General features: G+C 42.2%; 17 protein-coding genes. 1 reads left to right on the plus strand and 16 read right to left on the minus strand.

The annotated features are described in order from the left end of the window. Window positions 1-44: 44 nt before the first annotated feature. From WBM30_RS08660 to WBM30_RS08710, 11 genes are all read right to left on the minus strand, one after another. Window positions 45-548, minus strand: a complete 504-nt coding sequence (locus WBM30_RS08660; RefSeq protein WP_424900340.1) for a DUF7000 family protein — start codon at window positions 546-548, stop codon at window positions 45-47. 211 nt (window positions 549-759) lie between these two features. Further along, window positions 760-1041, minus strand: coding sequence for a hypothetical protein (locus WBM30_RS08665; protein ID WP_424900341.1), 282 nt, complete (start codon window positions 1039-1041; stop codon window positions 760-762). A 102-nt stretch (window positions 1042-1143) separates the two neighbouring features. After that, window positions 1144-1983: an ADP-ribosylglycohydrolase family protein gene (locus WBM30_RS08670; protein WP_424900342.1), complete on the minus strand. Its 840-nt coding sequence runs from the start codon at window positions 1981-1983 to the stop codon at window positions 1144-1146. 26 nt (window positions 1984-2009) lie between these two features. Further along, window positions 2010-2621, minus strand: a complete 612-nt coding sequence (locus WBM30_RS08675) for a hypothetical protein (RefSeq protein ID WP_424900343.1) — start codon at window positions 2619-2621, stop codon at window positions 2010-2012. A 224-nt stretch (window positions 2622-2845) separates the two neighbouring features. Next, window positions 2846-3448: a TMEM175 family protein gene (locus WBM30_RS08680; protein ID WP_424900344.1), complete on the minus strand. Its 603-nt coding sequence runs from the start codon at window positions 3446-3448 to the stop codon at window positions 2846-2848. Window positions 3449-3724: 276 nt separating this feature from the next. Then, complete coding sequence (locus tag WBM30_RS08685) at window positions 3725-4216, minus strand: hypothetical protein (RefSeq protein WP_424900345.1); 492 nt, start codon at window positions 4214-4216, stop codon at window positions 3725-3727. 187 nt (window positions 4217-4403) lie between these two features. Then, a complete protein-coding gene (locus tag WBM30_RS08690; RefSeq protein ID WP_424900346.1) occupies window positions 4404-5798 on the minus strand; it encodes an MFS transporter in 1395 nt (464 codons plus the stop codon). After that, on the minus strand, window positions 5788-7884 hold the full coding sequence (locus tag WBM30_RS08695; RefSeq protein ID WP_424900347.1) for a beta-glucosidase family protein: 2097 nt from the start codon (window positions 7882-7884) through the stop codon (window positions 5788-5790). The genes WBM30_RS08690 and WBM30_RS08695 overlap by 11 nt, the downstream gene beginning before the upstream one ends. Then, entirely contained in the window at window positions 7874-8815 is a 942-nt protein-coding gene (locus tag WBM30_RS08700) for an AraC family transcriptional regulator (RefSeq protein WP_424900348.1), read from the minus strand. The genes WBM30_RS08695 and WBM30_RS08700 overlap by 11 nt, the downstream gene beginning before the upstream one ends. A 325-nt stretch (window positions 8816-9140) precedes the next feature. After that, window positions 9141-11108, minus strand: a complete 1968-nt coding sequence (locus WBM30_RS08705; protein ID WP_424900349.1) for an FAD-dependent oxidoreductase — start codon at window positions 11106-11108, stop codon at window positions 9141-9143. 10 nt (window positions 11109-11118) lie between these two features. Continuing rightward, entirely contained in the window at window positions 11119-11952 is an 834-nt protein-coding gene (locus WBM30_RS08710; protein ID WP_424900350.1) for an acetoacetate decarboxylase family protein, read from the minus strand. A gap of 186 nt (window positions 11953-12138) precedes the next feature. Between WBM30_RS08710 and WBM30_RS08715 the strand changes: the two genes are divergently transcribed. Next, window positions 12139-13020, plus strand: coding sequence for a LysR family transcriptional regulator (locus WBM30_RS08715; protein ID WP_424900351.1), 882 nt, complete (start codon window positions 12139-12141; stop codon window positions 13018-13020). Window positions 13021-13123: 103 nt separating this feature from the next. On the opposite strand, the gene WBM30_RS08720 is transcribed toward WBM30_RS08715, so the two are convergent. The 5 genes from WBM30_RS08720 to rsgA form a co-directional block, all read right to left on the minus strand. After that, window positions 13124-14794 carry an SWIM zinc finger family protein gene (locus WBM30_RS08720; protein ID WP_424900352.1) on the minus strand — a complete coding sequence of 557 codons (1671 nt, stop codon included), beginning with the start codon at window positions 14792-14794 and terminating at the stop codon, window positions 13124-13126. A gap of 15 nt (window positions 14795-14809) precedes the next feature. Next, window positions 14810-14977, minus strand: a complete 168-nt coding sequence (locus tag WBM30_RS08725; protein ID WP_424900353.1) for a hypothetical protein — start codon at window positions 14975-14977, stop codon at window positions 14810-14812. A 39-nt stretch (window positions 14978-15016) separates the two neighbouring features. Next, on the minus strand, window positions 15017-16090 hold the full coding sequence (locus WBM30_RS08730; protein WP_424900354.1) for a Fic family protein: 1074 nt from the start codon (window positions 16088-16090) through the stop codon (window positions 15017-15019). 173 nt (window positions 16091-16263) lie between these two features. Then, window positions 16264-16584 carry a DsrE/DsrF/TusD sulfur relay family protein gene (locus tag WBM30_RS08735; protein WP_424900355.1) on the minus strand — a complete coding sequence of 107 codons (321 nt, stop codon included), beginning with the start codon at window positions 16582-16584 and terminating at the stop codon, window positions 16264-16266. A gap of 17 nt (window positions 16585-16601) precedes the next feature. Continuing rightward, complete coding sequence (gene rsgA / locus WBM30_RS08740; RefSeq protein ID WP_424900356.1) at window positions 16602-17678, minus strand: ribosome small subunit-dependent GTPase A; 1077 nt, start codon at window positions 17676-17678, stop codon at window positions 16602-16604. Between the last annotated feature and the right edge of the window lie 333 nt (window positions 17679-18011).

Genomic DNA, 18011 nt, shown 5'->3' on the forward strand with positions numbered 1-18011 from the left:
ACTGAACAGAAATTACACCGTTCTGCTCCTATCCTTACAGCCGCTTATAATACTCCTTGAGGTTCATCCAGTATAGAAATAATATCCTTTATAAATTCCATCGTCTTCTTTTCAATCTGCTTCTTGAGTTCCTCAGGATGGTCAAAATCCGGCTTTTCAACCAGAATTGATTCTATAATGGAATCAACTCCCGGAATAACCTGTGATAATTTATATTTACCAATATTTTCACTGCTCATCAACGCGATATACTCAGCCTGAATTTTTCTGTTATTCCCAGCCAACCAAACTTCGAACACGCCTTTTTCATGCAAATAAACTACGGCAATTTTCAGCTTCTTATTTTTCAAATCCACAGGTGTGAAAGCAAAGTACGTCATATCCATGTAGCCAAAATACAAACTACCTGCAATATAATCTGGATACCTGCTTCCCATATAGGAGCGAAGTTCTGACATAAATGTCAGGATTCCTTTATAAGCTTTCTGAATCTGTCCTTTTCTTAGCTGCGCAGCATATTCCTTTATGTATTCATTTATTGATTCCATAAACTACTCCTCATTCCCCGATTCAGCAGACTGTACATAGTTCGAAGCGCGTATCCTATTTTTGTAACCGCTGTTTTCGCCCTCATTATAACATACCTCCCGCTAGCGAATACCGTATAAATCCCCCTCACAAGGCACTACAAATGGCAAATAAAAAAGACGTCCTGACCACAGACGTCTTTACTCGATAGGATTTTTGGATAACCATGCTTCAGTGTGGAAAAGCAATTTCTGCGAGTGTCCATAAAATGATCACAAGTCCAACCGGAATGGACAACAACGTCAGCAAGGCTCTGTCCTTATGTTTGATGATTGCTATCAGCCCCAGAATGAACCCGACCACTCCCAGCACTGCAAGAACAGGTGTCGGCAATGGTAATCTGATGGTTGCTCCCAAGGCCGTCATTTTGATGGCCATCAGCACGATGAATGTCAAAGTCAAACCCGCTGCCCATTGTCCGGCTTTTATTTTGGACCAAAACTGCATTTTCATGATAGTTTCCTCCTTATTCTTCTGAAAGATAGAATGCTGCATCTGGCAGTTTTTCTTCGGTTGCATCAGCTTCCGCTATTGATCCGTAGGCTTTCCTTTTTGTTATTGATTTCTGGTTTTTATAAACCGAACCCATTCCTCATATACCAAGAGCAGTTCCGCATCGAAATAGCTCAATGCTCGTTCTTTGATCTGTTCAGGAATGCCATAATAGGCTTCCGCGATCGCACCAGCGATGGCGGCCAAAGTATCGCTGTCCCCGCCAATCGAAACCGCATTGCGGATGGCATCCTCGAACGAAGTGGATTCCAGGAAGGCCACTATCGCTTGAGGAACCGTCGCTTGGCAATCCGTTGTGAAGCGGTAGGAGTCCCTGATTCCATCCAATGTGAAGTCCAGATGATAGTAGTTTTCCCCAATCCTTTTTCTGATCTCGTCTTTGGGTGAACCTGAACGCGCCATGTAGATGGCTATTACCGTTGCTTCCGCACCCTTCAGGCCTTCTTCATGGTTGTGCGATACACCCGTTACCGTTTCGGACAGGCGCTGTATCTCCTTTTCCGTTCTGCCGATATACGCAACCGGACTGATCCGCATGGCCGCACCGTTGCCGAAGCTGTTGTATGGCTGAGGATCATCGCTGACTATCCATTGGAAGAACGCACGGCTGAAACCGCAATCTGGGTAGCGGCGCCCGAACGCTTGCATATACTGGATGCTCAGCTTCTCCAGCAAGACATAATAGTCTGCGCCTCGTTCCCGCCCCTCACCCGCGAATGCCAGTGCCTTCTCCGTTTCCATCAGCGCCTTGGCGACAGCTAGCGTCATGATGCTGTCATCCGTCATCCGGCAATCTTCCGTGAACAGTTCAAAATGCTTCTCCTTGTAATTATGCCACTCGAAACGGGAGCCGACGATGTCCCCGATGATTGCGCCCAACATAGGAAGTCCTCCCTTAATGAAATCCCTCAGTTCTGAATAATGTTCAAGTCCTTGAAGAAGCCTTCCGTGCCTTCTTCAACCCAAAGTCCGATGGCACCTTCCGTAGCCGGACCGTGTTTCAGGTCATTGACCACCAACACAGGATATTTCGAATTGTTCACGTAAAGTTCGGCATGTTCGCCATCCACTTTGACTTTCAGATCGATCCATTCGTCCAGCCCCATGTCGGCGTATGATTCATACTCGCCTGGGCTTTCGGCTCTGAAACGGTCGAATTTATAATCCGGGTATGAGAAATATTGTGTGGATCGGTTCCTTCTCAATTGGCTTTCATTCCTGCCGTTCGTCGGGCGAATATACAGCGATTCGAAACGCTCGTTGTTTTCATCGATGCGGAAGGCAACACCAAGGAAGCCTCTGGCGAATTCAGGCGAGTCAGGCAAAAGCCGGCTCAATACTTTCACTTCGATCGTGCCGTTCTTGAAGTTGCTGCCAATCACTTTGGCATACGTTGGCTCATCAAAAGCTTCGATTTTCGAATTTTTCGTGACCCGAAGTACTTCCGTTCCGTCAAAATCAATGTTATTGATGAAGGAATTCACTGCGATAAAGTTTTCTGCTTTCATAGCTATGTTCATACTTTTTTCCCCTTTACATGAATGATTTGTGCTGTTCTTATCCTCAGTCTAGCACGAATTTTGAGGTTGTAAATTACGCACAAAAAGGTAAGTATGGAATAAGGACTCAAGGACAGTCAGAATTTCAGATTGTCATTGCGTCCTTTTTTGTTGCACTTGGATTCAGTTGTTCACTCAAACAATGCGGCTGCTGAACCATCCAGCTTGATGATTGAAACTATCATTTATTTTCTTGGTTTTCCATCTTTTTCGGTGCTGTACAACATGCGCTCAATTCGCCTATCAGGGATCAACCAGAGCAATGCCAAAATCACGTACAGTGCCTGGGCTATCCAAGGTTGAATGATTGCTAACCCGGAAGCGATCAGGTAGGCCAGCATGGATATTTTCCCCTTTGTGTCATTACCGATGGCTTGCTTGAGCGTCGAATTGCCCTGTTCAGTATTGATGATCAGTTTTTGTAGCACATTATAGGCAATCGAAGCCATCAGCAGCACCACACCATAAAGTGCTGCTGGCACTGTTGCAGCAGGATTTGCGCCCATCCAACCAGATGCGAAAGGAACCAGCGACAACCAAAAAAGCAGATGATGGTTAGCCCAGAGAACAGGACCCGTCACCTTTTGAAGTGTATGCAACAGATGATGGTGATTGTTCCAATATATCCCAACGTAGATAAAGCTAAGTATGTAGCTCAAAAAAGTTGGAAGTATCAACAAAAGTGACTCTATCCCTGGCTCTTCCGGAATCTTCAATTCCAGGACCATAATGGTGATGATAATTGCCAACACACCATCGCTGAAAGCTTCTAGCCGATTTTTCCCCATAGCAATTCCCCTTTTGTATAAACTACTTGAATGATTATTTCGTCGCTGACTATAATCTTCATTTTAGCTGTGGATTCTTATATATTCATTTTACCACTTCTGTAATCAAATGCTTAAGCCCTTGCATTTGATGTCATTGATTGAACTTTCCAAGCAATCCTACTACGATAGCTTCCAAATCAACCAGTGCTGCTCAATCAATTCATCAGCATACAAGTAAAAAAAGCACCTTCACGAAGAAGATACTTTCCCTTATATTCAGACATCCCTATCCCGTTAAGCTACTAGTTCACTGTTGCCTTTCGCATCCTTAATCTGATGCAGCTTGAATAAAACCGTTCTGGCAATCGGTTGGGCAACCAGGGCTTCTATCGCAAACGAAATGACAAAGTTGCGCGGCCATTTGTAGAAAAATGTCCGGATCGGTTCGATGCTGACATTTCTGCTGCCGATCCATGTGCCGACTACCGTCATGAATATCGACATCAAGAAAACTGTGCACAGGATATTCACAATGATATGCGCATTGAAGCTATCGCCTTCTTTGACCAGCTTGCCGGTCATCAACTCAGCCGGTTTGTATGTGATCAAGACAAGTGCGATGACGCTGCACCAAATCAGCGGAATCACTTTCAAGACATCCATCCACACTTCCATCCGGAAGCCCATTTCAAAAAAAGTGATCAACGGCGCAATAGTATTTACGGAAATGATTGATATGATTGCTAAAAACAGCGCAAACTCCTTCTTGTTTCTTGGTAACTTCATGTAAAAATCCATCTTTTGTTTCCCCATTTCTTTTATTTCGAAATTTCAGGCAAAAAAAATGCGTGAGATCACAAAAGTGATCTCACGCTGAACCATTATACGCGTTGAAATTTCTATAATTAATATTATGATGATTTTCCAGGCATTTTGCAAGCATATTTTCAAATAAATAAGCATTTTTAAAAATCTAGATAGTCTGATTATTTCTTCTTTCTTCCAAATCTTTCATAATTGTCGGATAGATCTTATCCAGATTCGACATCGCAAGAACGATAAGTCCTACAGCAATCATCGCCAGCGGAATATAGGTGTATAATGCTTTTATGACTTCTAGAGCGCTTTCACTTTGTACCGCAACAGCTGCATCATATTTCCCGAAGGCCAATCCCCAGCCAACAATGGCACTGCCGATACCGGTACCGACCTTCATACCAAAGCTTGTTGCGCTGTAGGTTAGGCCATCTATTCGGACACCGTATTTCCATTCGCCATAATCGACAACATCTGCTACGAGTGCAAACATACCTGCTGTATGAGGAACAGCTCCGATCCCTTTGATTACGAGACCGATAATAACAACGGTAATGTTTGTCGGCATAAGAAAAATCATAAGATATCCGATTGCCTGCAGGAGATAGCCAACAACAAAGCATTTCCATTTTCCAAATCTGCTTGCGAATTTAGGAAAGAGAAAGAGTCCTAAGATCATAGGAAACAGTCCCGCCATGGTCAGGGTACCGAAAATCCCAATATTCCCCAGTACATCTTTTGCATAATAAATTGCAATTCCCATAGCAGCACCGCTTGATGCATAATTAAGGACAAAGAGTACTGCTGTATAGATAAAATATTTATTTTTAAATAAATATTTTAATGACTCCCGTACGCTCAGGTTATTCTGGATTTCTGTTTCTACAGCGGCAAAACGTTCTTTTGTTCCCGAAAAAGTAATAAGGAGAAAAAGCATGCTGATTATGCCATAAAGAACCGACATTCCGCCCCAGCCGATTTTTTCTACTAAGGGCATTGTGCCTACGGAAATAATCAGAACAGTTACCATTGTAAATATAAATCTTATGGAACTCATGGATGTTCGCTCTTCCTGTTTTGGCGTAATCAAGGAAAGCAGGGTTGAATAGGATAGGTTGCAGGCCGTATAAATAACGACCGCCAGGAGCACATAAGTAACGCTTATATATGCGATCTTCCCTGTTTCTGAGAAATTGGCCGGAACATTGAACAGCAGTATCAGCCCGATCGCCATGAAAGGAGCCGAAAGAAGTATCCAGGGCCTTGCCTTTCCCCACCGGGTATTCGTTCTGTCTATGATTATTCCCATTGCGATATCGGAAAGACCATCCAGCAGCCTTGTCAACAGCATAATTGTTCCTATCACGGCGGCACTGACGCCAACGTTATCGGTGTAATATAATGTCAGAAATGAGGCTACAACAGTCCATACGAAATTGCATCCTGCATCGCCAAGACCATAGGCCAGTTTTTCTTTTAAGGACACCTCTCCGCGTCCTGTCTTACCCAAATCGTATGACAAATTTTCTTTAAACGATTCCTCACGGTCCATATGAAATTGCCTCCTCGATTCTCATGTCTATGCTTCCGCACAGCAAATCTCTATTGTCAGAACTTGTGCCGATATAAATCGGATACACCATATTTTCGAACTCAAACATCTCAGTTTCAGGATTATACCACTTCAATTCTTCCAAAGGACAGCCTATCTCTACCTTTTTGGACTCCCCTGCCCGCAGTGAGACTCTTGTGAAACCACGCAGCAACTTCACGGGTCTATCGATGGAAGAATTTTCAAACCCGACATACATCTGCACGACTTCGTCCCCTTCGCGATCACCTATATTTGTTATCCGGCAGGAAGCTTTCAAATAGTTTTCGTCAGCGCTGAATACGGCATCCCTCAGTTCAAACTGAGTATAGGAAAGACCGAATCCGTAAGGAACTGAAGGTTTTACATTTTCTTTTTCTAATTTTGCATATCCGTGATAATAGTCATAGTGCTGAGAAGTGGTATCCCAATCAACCTGTGGAAGATCCGACTCTTTATAGGGGATGACATAAGGTAGTTTTCCGCTGGGATTGATATTGCCAAATAAAATTTCGGCGATGGCTGTTCCACCTTCCATACCTGGATAATATGCCATAAGAACGGCCTTGACGGAATTTTTCCATTTCTCCATCATAATCATGTTTCCTCCGATTAAAACGGCAGCAGAATTTTTGTTTACAGGGCCGACTTCTTGTAACAGCTGTATTTCATCCTCGTGCAGATCGAGGGAGTATTTTCTGTCTCCGCCCATGGAGCCGGTATAATTTTCTGACTGTTCCTCAGAAACAAATTCACCTTCATCGTCATGGTTATATCCCACAACAAACACAACTGCATCGGCCTCGGCAGCCAGCTCCTTGGAATGCTCCAGATTTTCGCCGCTGTAGTAGATAACCTCCACATTCGGTGCGATGTCTACAATTCCCTTTAATGGAGTTACCACATATGCAGGGAAAACCTGGCTGGATCCGTGGTCTCCGATGTTTTCCTTATTTCCCAGTTTTCCAAGCACAACCAGTTTCTTAAGTGCATTCTTATCGAAAGGAAGTGTCTTATCCTGGTTCTGAATCAGGGTAATCCCCTCCCTGGCCGATTGCAGCGCAAGTGCTACATGCTCCTTGCTGCCCAGAATGCTTGTATCGCATTGTTTGTCATCAGTCTCAGTGAAAGCCAACAAGGTGCGGATGATCCGGAGCGCTGAATCATCTATTTTACTTTCCGGTACCATGCCTTTCCGTACTGCCTCTACAAGCTTATCGCCGAAATATTCGGTTCCGCACATTTCCATGTTCTGGCCGCCATTTGCCGCCTCCACAGTATCTCTGATGCCCCATCCGAAGTCGCTCATGATAAAGCCGTCAAATCCCCATTCGTCTTTCAAGACCTGATTTAAAAGATAATCATGATGGCCGCAATAAGTACCTTGATAAAGATTATAAGAGCTCATGATGCTTCCGGCACCTGCATCGACACATTTTTTGAAATGCGGTAAAAATACTTCCCGTTCTGTCCTCTTATCGCAGTCAACACTGACTTTAAAGCGGGAGATCTCCATCTGGTTAAAGGCATAATGTTTCACGCAGGCAATCACATTTTCCTCCTGAACGCCTGTTAACAGCGCTTTTCCCATTTCTCCAAGATGGAAGGACTCTTCTCCGTACACTTCCTGGCTCCTTCCCCATCCCGGATTGTACGGGAGATTAATGCACACACCGGCAAACAGATTTCCGCCATAAGCTTTTACTTCTTTTCCTATAGCCTGACCAATTTTTTGTTCCAGTTCTGCGTCAAATGATGCGCCCCTAAGCATAGAAACCGGAAAGCATGTGCTTTTCCCAGTTCCACAGACCACACCGCGGGGACCATCACAAAACAGCATTGGCGGGACACTATATTCCTTCAATCCGCCTGCACCATAAGGAATATGGTTGTAGTGACCCTCGGGATTTGTCTCCATTTCTTTCAACATATTCTCCAACGTCATGGTTCCTCCCATTAGAGATATTTTTTCCTCTAATGATAAGGCATCAACTATTTTTTGTGCCTTTTCCGTATAAGAAAGGCGATAATTTCTATCACACATCATAATCATTCTTCTCCTTCACAATTTTTTTTAATAAACAAACTGCTTCACCCATTTTAAACTGCAGATATCCCTTGATTTCTGAATCTGATTTTTCTGAAACGTCCTTCTGCCGATATTCATTAGGCGTAACGCCGACTTCCTTTTTGAAAACCCTGTAGAAGGTGTTCTCGGCTTTAAAACCACATTCTCCAGCGATGAAGGGAATCGTTTTATTGGAAAAGTGCAGCATTTCTTTTGCTGCCTGAATGCGATTTTCCATCAGAAGTGCTTTGGGGGACAGACCAATATATTTTTTCAAAAAACGATATAGCGTTTTTTCACCCATGCCAAAGGATCTGTACAGCGTATCCAAAACATCTTCTTCTTTAAATCTGTCCTGAATATAATTTATTACCTGCATCAGCAGTTCGATATCCTCCAACGGATTCATAACGGATGACGTCTGGCGTATATCATAGATAAGGTAGTCAAAAAAATCGGCCAATAATGTATAAATATAAGAATTTACACGATACATGTTGGGCGTTTCTTTCTGATATTCCAAGCCAATTCTTGATGCAAGGGCCTTATAATGCTCGAAACCATTCTTTGGTTCCTTGCCTTTTTGTGCACTGTTCAAATAAAAAAAATAGGATCCGCTTACATTTTTTATATCTACAAAGAGATTCTGATTCAATTGAATAAACAGACAGATATTAGGTTGCTCCATGCGCTGCAGCTCATGAACCATTTTTGAATTCAGAAGAAAAATATCCCCTTCACGCAAAAGCGTCTGTCCAGGACTTGTATTGATCAGGACTTCACCTTTTAACACAAGAATCAGTTCATAATCATAGTGCCAGTGAAATTTGGAATGATCGATGGATGTTACAAAAACTTTTAAAGGACGGTTGTTTCCATGTTCGATTGCCTCATAAATATAAGAACACATAGATATCTCCTTTTAAAAATATTACTTCCGGATTTCATATTTTATGTTTTGATTATATCAATCTAAAAATAGGTGATGTTATCGTTTTTGTACATTTAACTCTCATATATGGACTTATTTGTATTGGAATTGCAATGCCGGCGGGCAGGCTAGGCGGCGCCTTACGGTCTGGATGAAACGGCAAAAGATGCCTGTCGATGAGTGCTTTGAAACTCATCGGCAGGCATCTTTAAGACGAATCAGAAATTCTGTGCACATGCGAATTGTCATTGTATAGTGATTGCCTAAACTTTTCCGCTTTCACAAATTCTTCTTTTCTGCATAATTATTTCAAATTATAAGCAGTTTCAAAACCCGATTGAACTGCTTGTGCAATTCTTCCTAATTTATCAGCATCACCAATTGTATACACATTAGAAAGATTTTCTAGTTCTTCTTTCAGACTATTTACCGGCTTGATACCTAGCGATAAAATCACAGAATCACACGGGTGCTCAACAATTACGCCTGCTCTGTCTTCAAGCAATACACCGTCATCTTTAATCTCAATCAATTTATGCCCCGGGATCATTCGGACTCCGGCATTGGCCAAAGACCCTGTAACATCCATTAAAACAAGCGGGAATGCATCCAATCCGATTTTATCCATCATTTCAAAGACTGTAACCGTATTGCCGGCTTCTGCAAGATATTCTGCTGTTTCCAATCCTGTTAAGCCTGAACCTATCACACTTATATTGCGGTTTATCATTTCCACTTTTCCAGATAAAATATCATCTGGTGTAAATACATTATCTTTACTGATTCCTTTGATGCTTCCAGGTTTCACTGGTGCAGAACCTGTAGCAATGATTACCGCATACGGATTCACTTCTTTTATCATATCCACTGTTGCTTCCGTATTAAAAATAATGTTCACCTGATAATCTTCCAACTGTTTTTTACAATAATCGATAAAATATCCCATTTTTTCTTTATTTGGCGGCACGGAAGATAAATACATCTGTCCTCCCAGTCGGTCTGATTTTTCAATCATCGTCACCTTGAAATCTCTTTCCGCAAGTACTCTTGCAGCTTCCAATCCACCTGGGCCTGCTCCAACTACCACAACTTTTCTGCCATCCCCATCCTTCACCGGTTCTGGATATGCTAGTTCTTTCCCTAAGCGTGGGTTTATGGCACAAGTTGTACCTTCTCCGCCAGAAATCAACTGTGTCCCCGCTATTTCAAAACAGTACATGCAGCTGGTGCATTTTCTGATGTCTCTACAGTCACCATTGATAGCCTTCTCACCCCACTGGGAATCTGCCAACCACGGTCTCCCCATTCCAACGAAATCAATATATCCGTCGCTTAGCATTTGTTCAGCAAATTCCGGTTCACGAATAACACTTGTTGCAACCACCGGAACAGAAACATTTTCTTTTACTAGTTTTGCTAATTCCATTCTCCAACCTTGTGCAAATGAAGTTGGTTCCACAGTAACATTACCAGTCTCATATGTTCCAGCCGAAACATTGATAAGATCGGCTCCAGCTTTTTCTGCAGCAACAGCTATCCTAACTCCTTCTTCTGGGACGATGCCATCTTTCACACCTATCACTTCGTAAAATTCATTCACACTGATACGAACGGAAATTGGGTAATCCATCCCACAAGTCTCTTTGATACCTTTTATTATTTCAATTAAAAATCTCGTTCTGTTCTCAAAAGAACCGCCATACTTATCTGTACGTTTATTCGTATGTGAGCTTAAAAATTGTGCTATTAAATAGCCGTGCGCCGCATGAAGTTCAATGCCATCAGCCCCTGATTTCTTTGCTCTGACTGCTGCATCAATAAAATCTCCAACTAAACCCTCAACCTCTTCTGTTTCTAGCGCTCTTGTTTCCTGTTGACATACACCACAAGGAATAGCCGATGCCGAAACAACTGGTTTGTTTCCAATAAGCGCCGAATATGTTTCTCTACCCGGGTGATGTAATTGAATAAATAATTTGCTATCATATTTATGTATTTCATTAGCCAGTTTTTGAAAACTTGGGATCGTCTTATCACTTGCAAGTGATAACTGGTCATATTCACCTACTCCATTATCTTCGTTTACACGAGTGATTTCAGTGAAAACAAGACCCGCTCCACCTTTTGCTCTTTCCGCGTAAAACTGAATAATTTCATCAGTCGCATTCCCTTCATGATCCGCATAGCCAATCCCCATAGCTGTCATTACCAATCTGTTCTTTATTTCCAAATTTCCTATGTAACCTTTTTTTTCAATCAGTTTATCAGACATTTTATCCCTCCTATATCAATGCAGATTTGTCAAAACGAGTTGTCATTAAATACGGCATAACCGATTTCGCATCAGGGGTCGCCACTATTTTTAATTCCTTCATCTCTAAATCATTATTGCTAAATCCACCGCCAAGCATTTCAAGAACAGGTAACTGCCCCCACGGATCATTAACGCTTGACTGCAAACGTGCCGAAACCGTACCTGGTGTCCATGAAGAATACGTATACTGGACATAATTAGACAATAAATTGACATTGCAAAACTCAGCATTTCCATTTACATCTGGCTGCATATAGGTTGAATAATAAAAGCTATATCCATCCGTCTTTTTCCCTGGTGCCGGGCTAAAATATAATTCATCAGCCATTGGGTTATTATATTCGCCCAATTTCATTGATACATCCATCAAAGTAACACCCTTACGTTCCACTTTTCCCCTTACAACATTTCCTTCTTGGATCAATTGAATACAGCTTTCACTCTCACACATTTTCTTAGGAAGTCCAGTTTTATCTCTGCCAAGATAGGTTGCCATTTCAGCACCTTTCCCTGATAATAAGAAAGAAATTGGATACATCCCTACTGTGTCACCAAATTTCACCAATACACCAAGCATAGCTTCGTTATATTCTTCTGAAAACGACGGTTTCCCAATGTGAGCAATATATCCAGAAACAATTGGTGCAATCGGTACTAATGGTGGCGGAACCATTTTTGCGATAGTTGCAAAATCTGACATATACGAAAAATATAAAGCTGTTTGATCGCCCATAATGGCATATGGGTTTAATGCTGCCTTTTCTTCAGACAATCGAAATGACGCCAAATTATTTTTTTGCATAAATATGCCTCCCGTGAATTGATAAATAAATATTGATATGCTTTGATTGTGATTATTTTAACATTCTGATCACTTTGTTCGAAGATACCAATTTTTCATATCGCCACAACTAAAATTTGTACCCATCTGTAGGTTTCGCGTGACATTGGTGATAGAATATGAGATATGAGAAGGGATGCGAGGTTTGTGGAAATAAAACATATAATCTTTTTTGATACAGTCTGCAAATACAAAAGTTTTTCAAAAGCTGCAAACGAATTGTTTATTACCCAACAAGCTGTAAGCAAAAAGATAAAAGAGTTAGAAGAGGAATTAAATACGCAGTTATTTATCAGAAGCTCTTTTGGTGTCGAATTAACCGAGGAAGGCGATTATTTTTTGGAACAAAGCTCGATGATTTTAAAAAAACGCGATGAAATTATGCAATACTACACAAACATTTCAAACAGCAAAAGAAATTCACTTAAAATCGGAATATCATACGGAATTAAAGTCTTACTTCGAAAAGCAATATTTCAAGAGTTTGAGAAGAACAATCCAGAAATTGATTTAGAAATAGGTGAAATGTTAAATCAAGATGTAGAAAATGGCATCGTTGATAAAAGCCTTGATATAGGGATTACGATAAATCCAGATAGTATTCCAAACATCAGAAGTCTAAGCCTTTTTCATGAGCCTATATGTTGTATTGTAAATAAGCATCATCATTTTGCGTCCAGGCTTTCATTGACTTTTGACGAAATATTAAACGAAACCATTGTGATGGCAGATCAGAATTGTAAAAGCTATTACAGTTTTATGGAACAATGTGCACGACACGGAAAAAAACCAAATATCATAACCGTTCCGGACGTTATGTCGATTTATGAGAATTGTTTCCATGATAATGTACTTGGTTTTAGTCTAGAAAGACTAAGTAAGTTAATGCAGTTCGATGAACTAATCGCTATTCCATTATCAGATCAATATGCCTATTGGGATGTTTGTTTAATCTGGAACGAAGGAAACAAAAATATGAATCATATACAAGGATTATCCAATTTTCTTCTTGCAAATACAAATCAGTAGAGATCTATCTTTTAATATAAAAAAACGCGAGACCCATTTTATGGTCTCACGCTTAACGATTTTGCACGCCGAAATTTCAACAAGGACCTCTGCACACCATCCCTTAAATTTTACTCAATTCATCCACAAAAGCCGGCCTTCTTTTGTGCAAGAGCAGCAGTTCGTTCACCAATTCTGCGGCATTGTCTTTGCCGGCGATTTTTTTGTAATGTCTGATAAGACTACAGACATCTTGATAGCCACTCCTTTTTGAGGAGGAATCGGCAGTAAATTTTATATGATTCTCATACAGCGCCACAACTTCATCCGCATAATCTTCTTTCAAAAGATCTGCATACCTCACTATGTAATGAGGGTTCTCCCTTACGTATGCCATAATTTCATCCGTGTCTTCTTCCTGTTCAATGAGATTTATATACGTGTTCTTCGCTTGCCAACGGGTATCCTTTTTCAATTTCGCCTTCAACTCATCATAGAATTCTGTTTCGTCCCCAGTGTTCAGATCCTTGAGTTCCTGATAATATTCAAACTGGCCGTCAAAGAGCAGTTCTTTGGCTAACCGCACCTGTTCAGCCTTTAAGGATAATTTTTTGTAGGCTTCATAGCGGATTTCTTTCCATTTAGGCTTTCTTCCCGCATAATAATCATCTTGTTTTTCCCCATCTATTGCCAATGCGATGACTTTTTCGAAGTTGTTTTCCTTTTTGGCTCTCTCGATCAACATTTCCCGGAAGGATGCGTGTGTGCTGTTCTCCTCCTCGAATTGTAACGCCTCAGCATCCGTTCCATAGACAACAATCAACCTGTGCAGGATTTGCAGCAAGGGCGCTGCATAATAGGTGCTGAAGCCATCAGTGTCAGATTTGTCCAGATAGGCCATTACCCTCGCCCTCAGCAGTACTCGCAACGCTTCTGTATCCGCGACTTCCGCGCACAATCGGAGAATATCGATTGTGTATTCTTGCCAATCATCATAGGCGTGGTCATTGCTGTCTTCCAACAGTCTATTGAACAACTTTTGCTTTAAGGAACTGTCGGAAAATTTTTCCCCGAGGACAAGATCTTCCATCAACTCAATACAGTCCGAAGCCAAACCACCGATTTCTCCATCGGAATCATCAGTGTATTGGAAAGCTTCCATTGCCTCATGCAGGACCAGGATAATGATTTCCAAGCCCAATAAGCTGTCTTCTGTGTTTCTAGCCTTTCCTAGGATACCGACCATCTCTTCCACATAATCGCTGATTTCTCCGTAGGCTATAAACCCACCTCTGCCGGTATACTTATTCACGATACGTCGGATAAGCTTGGCAACCTGTTTAATCTCCTGTTCGTTGTTCCCATCAGAGTATCTTAGAATCAGGCTCTCTTCCAAAGTGTCGTTTTTAGGGACGATTTCCATTATGATCCTGATCAGTTCCTCTTTAGGCAGTTTATTCAGAACCTCTTTGATTCCCGGTTGCTCAGTCTGCGCTTCCTTAATGTCCCATTTGACGTCCCCGTCGTTGATGATTTCGGCGAGCTGAAAAAACACCGCTGCTTCGTGTTTGCAGATTGGACCGAGGTCATAGGGACAATCACATTTGGCATGGATGATTTCTCCCGATTCATCAAGTTCCACTGAAACTTCGTACACTTCGCTTCCTTCCACCAGAAAAATATAGGTATTTCCTTTGCGGACATACTCCTCATCTACACGGCCGTCCATGTAGTAATCATACCCTCTGCCCAAAATGGTTTGGTTGATGTATTTTTGGAAATTATTGATATTCACCGTAGCCACCCTCTCTTAAAAAGGAAAGTCCTGATTGGATGCAGTCATTTCCTCGAAGTCCAAAAGTCCGTCTTCCTCAGCTTGTTCCCACGTGATGCAGTAAGGAGCTCCGCCGGAAGTGTAGCCGACTATAAAGAAAAAATTTTCGTCACTGTCATAGTCAAATACAGCTTTTATTGTCATTGTAACATTTCACACTCTCTCAATTGATTAAAAAATGATTCAATCCCTACTATCATTTTGATATTCCGTATTACAGATATAGGCTGTATTTTTACCCGCACCTATCTTAATGATGTAGCCCTCTTTCAACAGAGTAGCCAACGTTATTTCTACTGTAGCCTTGCTGATGTCTGGGCATTTTTCTAAAATCATGCGTTTTGAAAGCTTCTCAAGTGTATTATCAAACAACGAACGGATGCGTTCCGGTTTGGAAAGGCTGCGATTTTGCATCAACTCCACACGAGCCGAAAATTCTTTAGAGGCACTTAAAATAACCTCGAGGTAATACTTAACAAATGGTAAATAATTGTTCTTTTCTTCATACCAATGCGTTGAGCTGTCTTGTAAAACCTCATAGTACGTTTCCTTTGTCTTTTCGATTATCATTTCAATACTGATATACTTCCCTACAATATATCCCGATCTGTATAAGAGCAACAATGTCAATAGGCGGCTCATTCGTCCGTTGCCATCGCTGAATGGGTGAATGCAAAGAAAATCCAAGATGAACATTGGAATCAGCAGCAAGGGATCATATTTTTCAGTGTTGATCGCTTCGATGAACGTATCAGTGAGTCGGTCTATTCCATCTGGAGTTTCAAATGCTGACATGGGCTGAAAGCGAACCTTTTTTTGTCCGCTAGCATCTGTTTCAGTAATGACATTATCCGACCCTTTGAAATTACCACCGTGAGATAGTGGACTGAAATGGTAAAGGTCTCTATGCAGCTGTAGGATAACATTAGCACGTGGAACTATGTAATCGTAGCTTTCATGAATCAGACCCAGTACTTCACGATAACCAGCAATTTCTCTCTCTGATCGGTTACGCGGCTCCGCTTTTTCCTTTACCAACGCATCCAAACGTTCCTCGGATGTATAGATACCCTCAATCCTATTGGATGCTCCAGTGCTTTGGATTTTTGCTATTTCAAGCATTGACTCTAAAACATCCGACTTTGCCTCGATAAATAGCTCTTGTTTTCCTTTATACTCGTGAATCGCAGAAATCAGATTCATAATTTCATGATTCATCAATTCATCCGGGATTATTGAATAATCAAATTTTCGCATGAGTGGTTCCCTTTCTGCCTAAAAATTTATGCTTCTACATAATTATACGTATAAATTATGTAGAAGTGAAGTGAAACAGGCAGAATACAAAGTTGCCTTTGTAGTGAAGGCAAAGAGCTTCTGCACATTATGTAGCCATAAATGTGCAGAAGCTCTTTAATTTCAGTAATTTTTCAGAAAGTAACAACCTTATCCGCCCACTCGACCATCTGGACACAATCGATCATGGTGCTGATCGGGCAAACGTTCGAACCTTCCATGTTGCGTGATTTCAGACAAGTGCCGCATGCCAGTATTTCGCCGTTCAGCTCGTCAAAAGCTTGTATCTGCGTTGCTACATCATATTTTTCATGGGTCATGTTTTCGATTTCAACGGCCTCGCCCATCAGGAAGACCTTCACCTCATGTCCGGTCTTCTTCGCGGTCACGGCGAACCTCATGGCGTTCCAGGATTTCTCGTATTCCTTTGTTTCAATGATGATTCCTAATTTCATTTTGATTCCTCCAACTTTTATTTTTCCTTATTTTTTGACTTAGCGAATTTCCTAGCGTTCTTGATGCCGCCGAAGTCGGAAAACATGGTGCTGATCTTCTCTTTTTCGATCTGTTTGGAATTCATGCCCTCATACTTGGCTTCCTTCTTGAGCTTCAGGTAGCTCTGCAGCCGTTCTTCGGTCAGCGTGCCCTCCTCTATCGCCCTCCTGACCATGCAGCCCGGTTCGTTTTCGTGCTTGCAATCCTTGAATCTGCATTTTTCCGCCAACTCATCGATGTCGACGAACGTCCTCGCCAGGTTCGCGCTCTCCAATCCGAGCTCGCGCATGCCCGGCGTGTCGATGATGCAGCCGCCCGTCGGAATGAGGAACAGTTCCCGGTTTGTGGTTGCGTGCCGGCCTTTGTCATCTCTTCTGATTTCCCGCGTTTCAATCAGTTCTTCCCCAAGGATCCGGTTGATCAAGGTTGACTTGCCGACACCGGATGAGCCGATGAAAACGACGGTCTGGCCCAGTGTGATATATTTCAGGACGGCCGTATATCCGTCCTCGCTCAGGCTCGACGTGACCAGCACATCGACCCCGAAAGCAATCGTCTCGATTTCACGCATCTTTTCCGGGATATCCGCGCACAGATCCGCTTTCGTCAGCACAATCACCGGAGTCGCCCCGCTGTCCCACGCGATCGCAAGATAGCGTTCGAGCCTCCGCAGATTGAAGTCATTGTTGAGTGACATGCAGATGAAGACAATGTCGATGTTCGCCGCCACAACCTGGACGTCATGCGCCTTGCCGGCTGCTTTCCGGATAAAGACGCTTTTCCTTTTCAGTGTGTGGTGGATGATGGCATGGCCCTGGCTTCCCTCTTTCCGGTCGATCATCACAAAGTCGCCGACCGCCGGATAGTCCGACATTTCGACTGCAGCATGGCGCATTTTCCCTGATATTTCCGCCAGAATTTCCGATTCAGCGGTCGCAACACGGTACAATTCCTTATACTGCGCGATGACTCTTGCCGGATGCAGATCCGGATAAAGAGTCGCCTCCTGCGCGAACCTGTCCTTGAATCCCAGATTTGTTAATTTATCAGGCATTTTATTCCCTTCCTTTCGAACAAAACCGCTCTGTCATTCGAGAACCATTAACCACAACTTTTCCGACTCCATCATGAGTTCTGCTACCAATTTTATGAAGGAACCGTAATCCATAGTCGGATGCGCAGAATCGCTCACCTCAAATCCATTTTAATCTTACAAATCATGGAAAGCAACGTCCTTCCGATATTGGAGAGATAGTCAACGATTAATCAACGGAAGTCCAGTTAAATGAGCGCATCATTTTTTTTATTTCATTTCAAACTGTTTACGTTTCGTTATGGAAACAAAAATGTCCTGAGCCATGGTTTAGGACGACAAAGAGGCCATCTC

Source organism: Trichococcus sp. (assembly GCF_049684335.1).
Classification (GTDB): Bacteria; Bacillota; Bacilli; order Lactobacillales; family Aerococcaceae; genus Trichococcus.

Coding starts and splice junctions, on each gene's coding strand:
- WBM30_RS08675 (WP_424900343.1), bottom strand. CDS start 2,621: ATGAACATAGCTATGAAAGCAGAAAACTTTATCGCAGTGAATTCCTTC.
- WBM30_RS08665 (WP_424900341.1), bottom strand. CDS start 1,041: ATGAAAATGCAGTTTTGGTCCAAAATAAAAGCCGGACAATGGGCAGCG.
- WBM30_RS08725 (WP_424900353.1), bottom strand. CDS start 14,977: ATGACAATAAAAGCTGTATTTGACTATGACAGTGACGAAAATTTTTTC.
- WBM30_RS08695 (WP_424900347.1), bottom strand. CDS start 7,884: ATGATGTGTGATAGAAATTATCGCCTTTCTTATACGGAAAAGGCACAA.
- WBM30_RS08710 (WP_424900350.1), bottom strand. CDS start 11,952: ATGCAAAAAAATAATTTGGCGTCATTTCGATTGTCTGAAGAAAAGGCA.
- WBM30_RS08660 (WP_424900340.1), bottom strand. CDS start 548: ATGGAATCAATAAATGAATACATAAAGGAATATGCTGCGCAGCTAAGA.
- WBM30_RS08670 (WP_424900342.1), bottom strand. CDS start 1,983: ATGTTGGGCGCAATCATCGGGGACATCGTCGGCTCCCGTTTCGAGTGG.
- WBM30_RS08705 (WP_424900349.1), bottom strand. CDS start 11,108: ATGTCTGATAAACTGATTGAAAAAAAAGGTTACATAGGAAATTTGGAA.
- WBM30_RS08700 (WP_424900348.1), bottom strand. CDS start 8,815: ATGTGTTCTTATATTTATGAGGCAATCGAACATGGAAACAACCGTCCT.
- WBM30_RS08735 (WP_424900355.1), bottom strand. CDS start 16,584: ATGAAATTAGGAATCATCATTGAAACAAAGGAATACGAGAAATCCTGG.
- WBM30_RS08690 (WP_424900346.1), bottom strand. CDS start 5,798: ATGGACCGTGAGGAATCGTTTAAAGAAAATTTGTCATACGATTTGGGT.
- WBM30_RS08730 (WP_424900354.1), bottom strand. CDS start 16,090: ATGCGAAAATTTGATTATTCAATAATCCCGGATGAATTGATGAATCAT.
- WBM30_RS08685 (WP_424900345.1), bottom strand. CDS start 4,216: ATGAAGTTACCAAGAAACAAGAAGGAGTTTGCGCTGTTTTTAGCAATC.
- WBM30_RS08680 (WP_424900344.1), bottom strand. CDS start 3,448: ATGGGGAAAAATCGGCTAGAAGCTTTCAGCGATGGTGTGTTGGCAATT.
- rsgA (WP_424900356.1), bottom strand. CDS start 17,678: ATGCCTGATAAATTAACAAATCTGGGATTCAAGGACAGGTTCGCGCAG.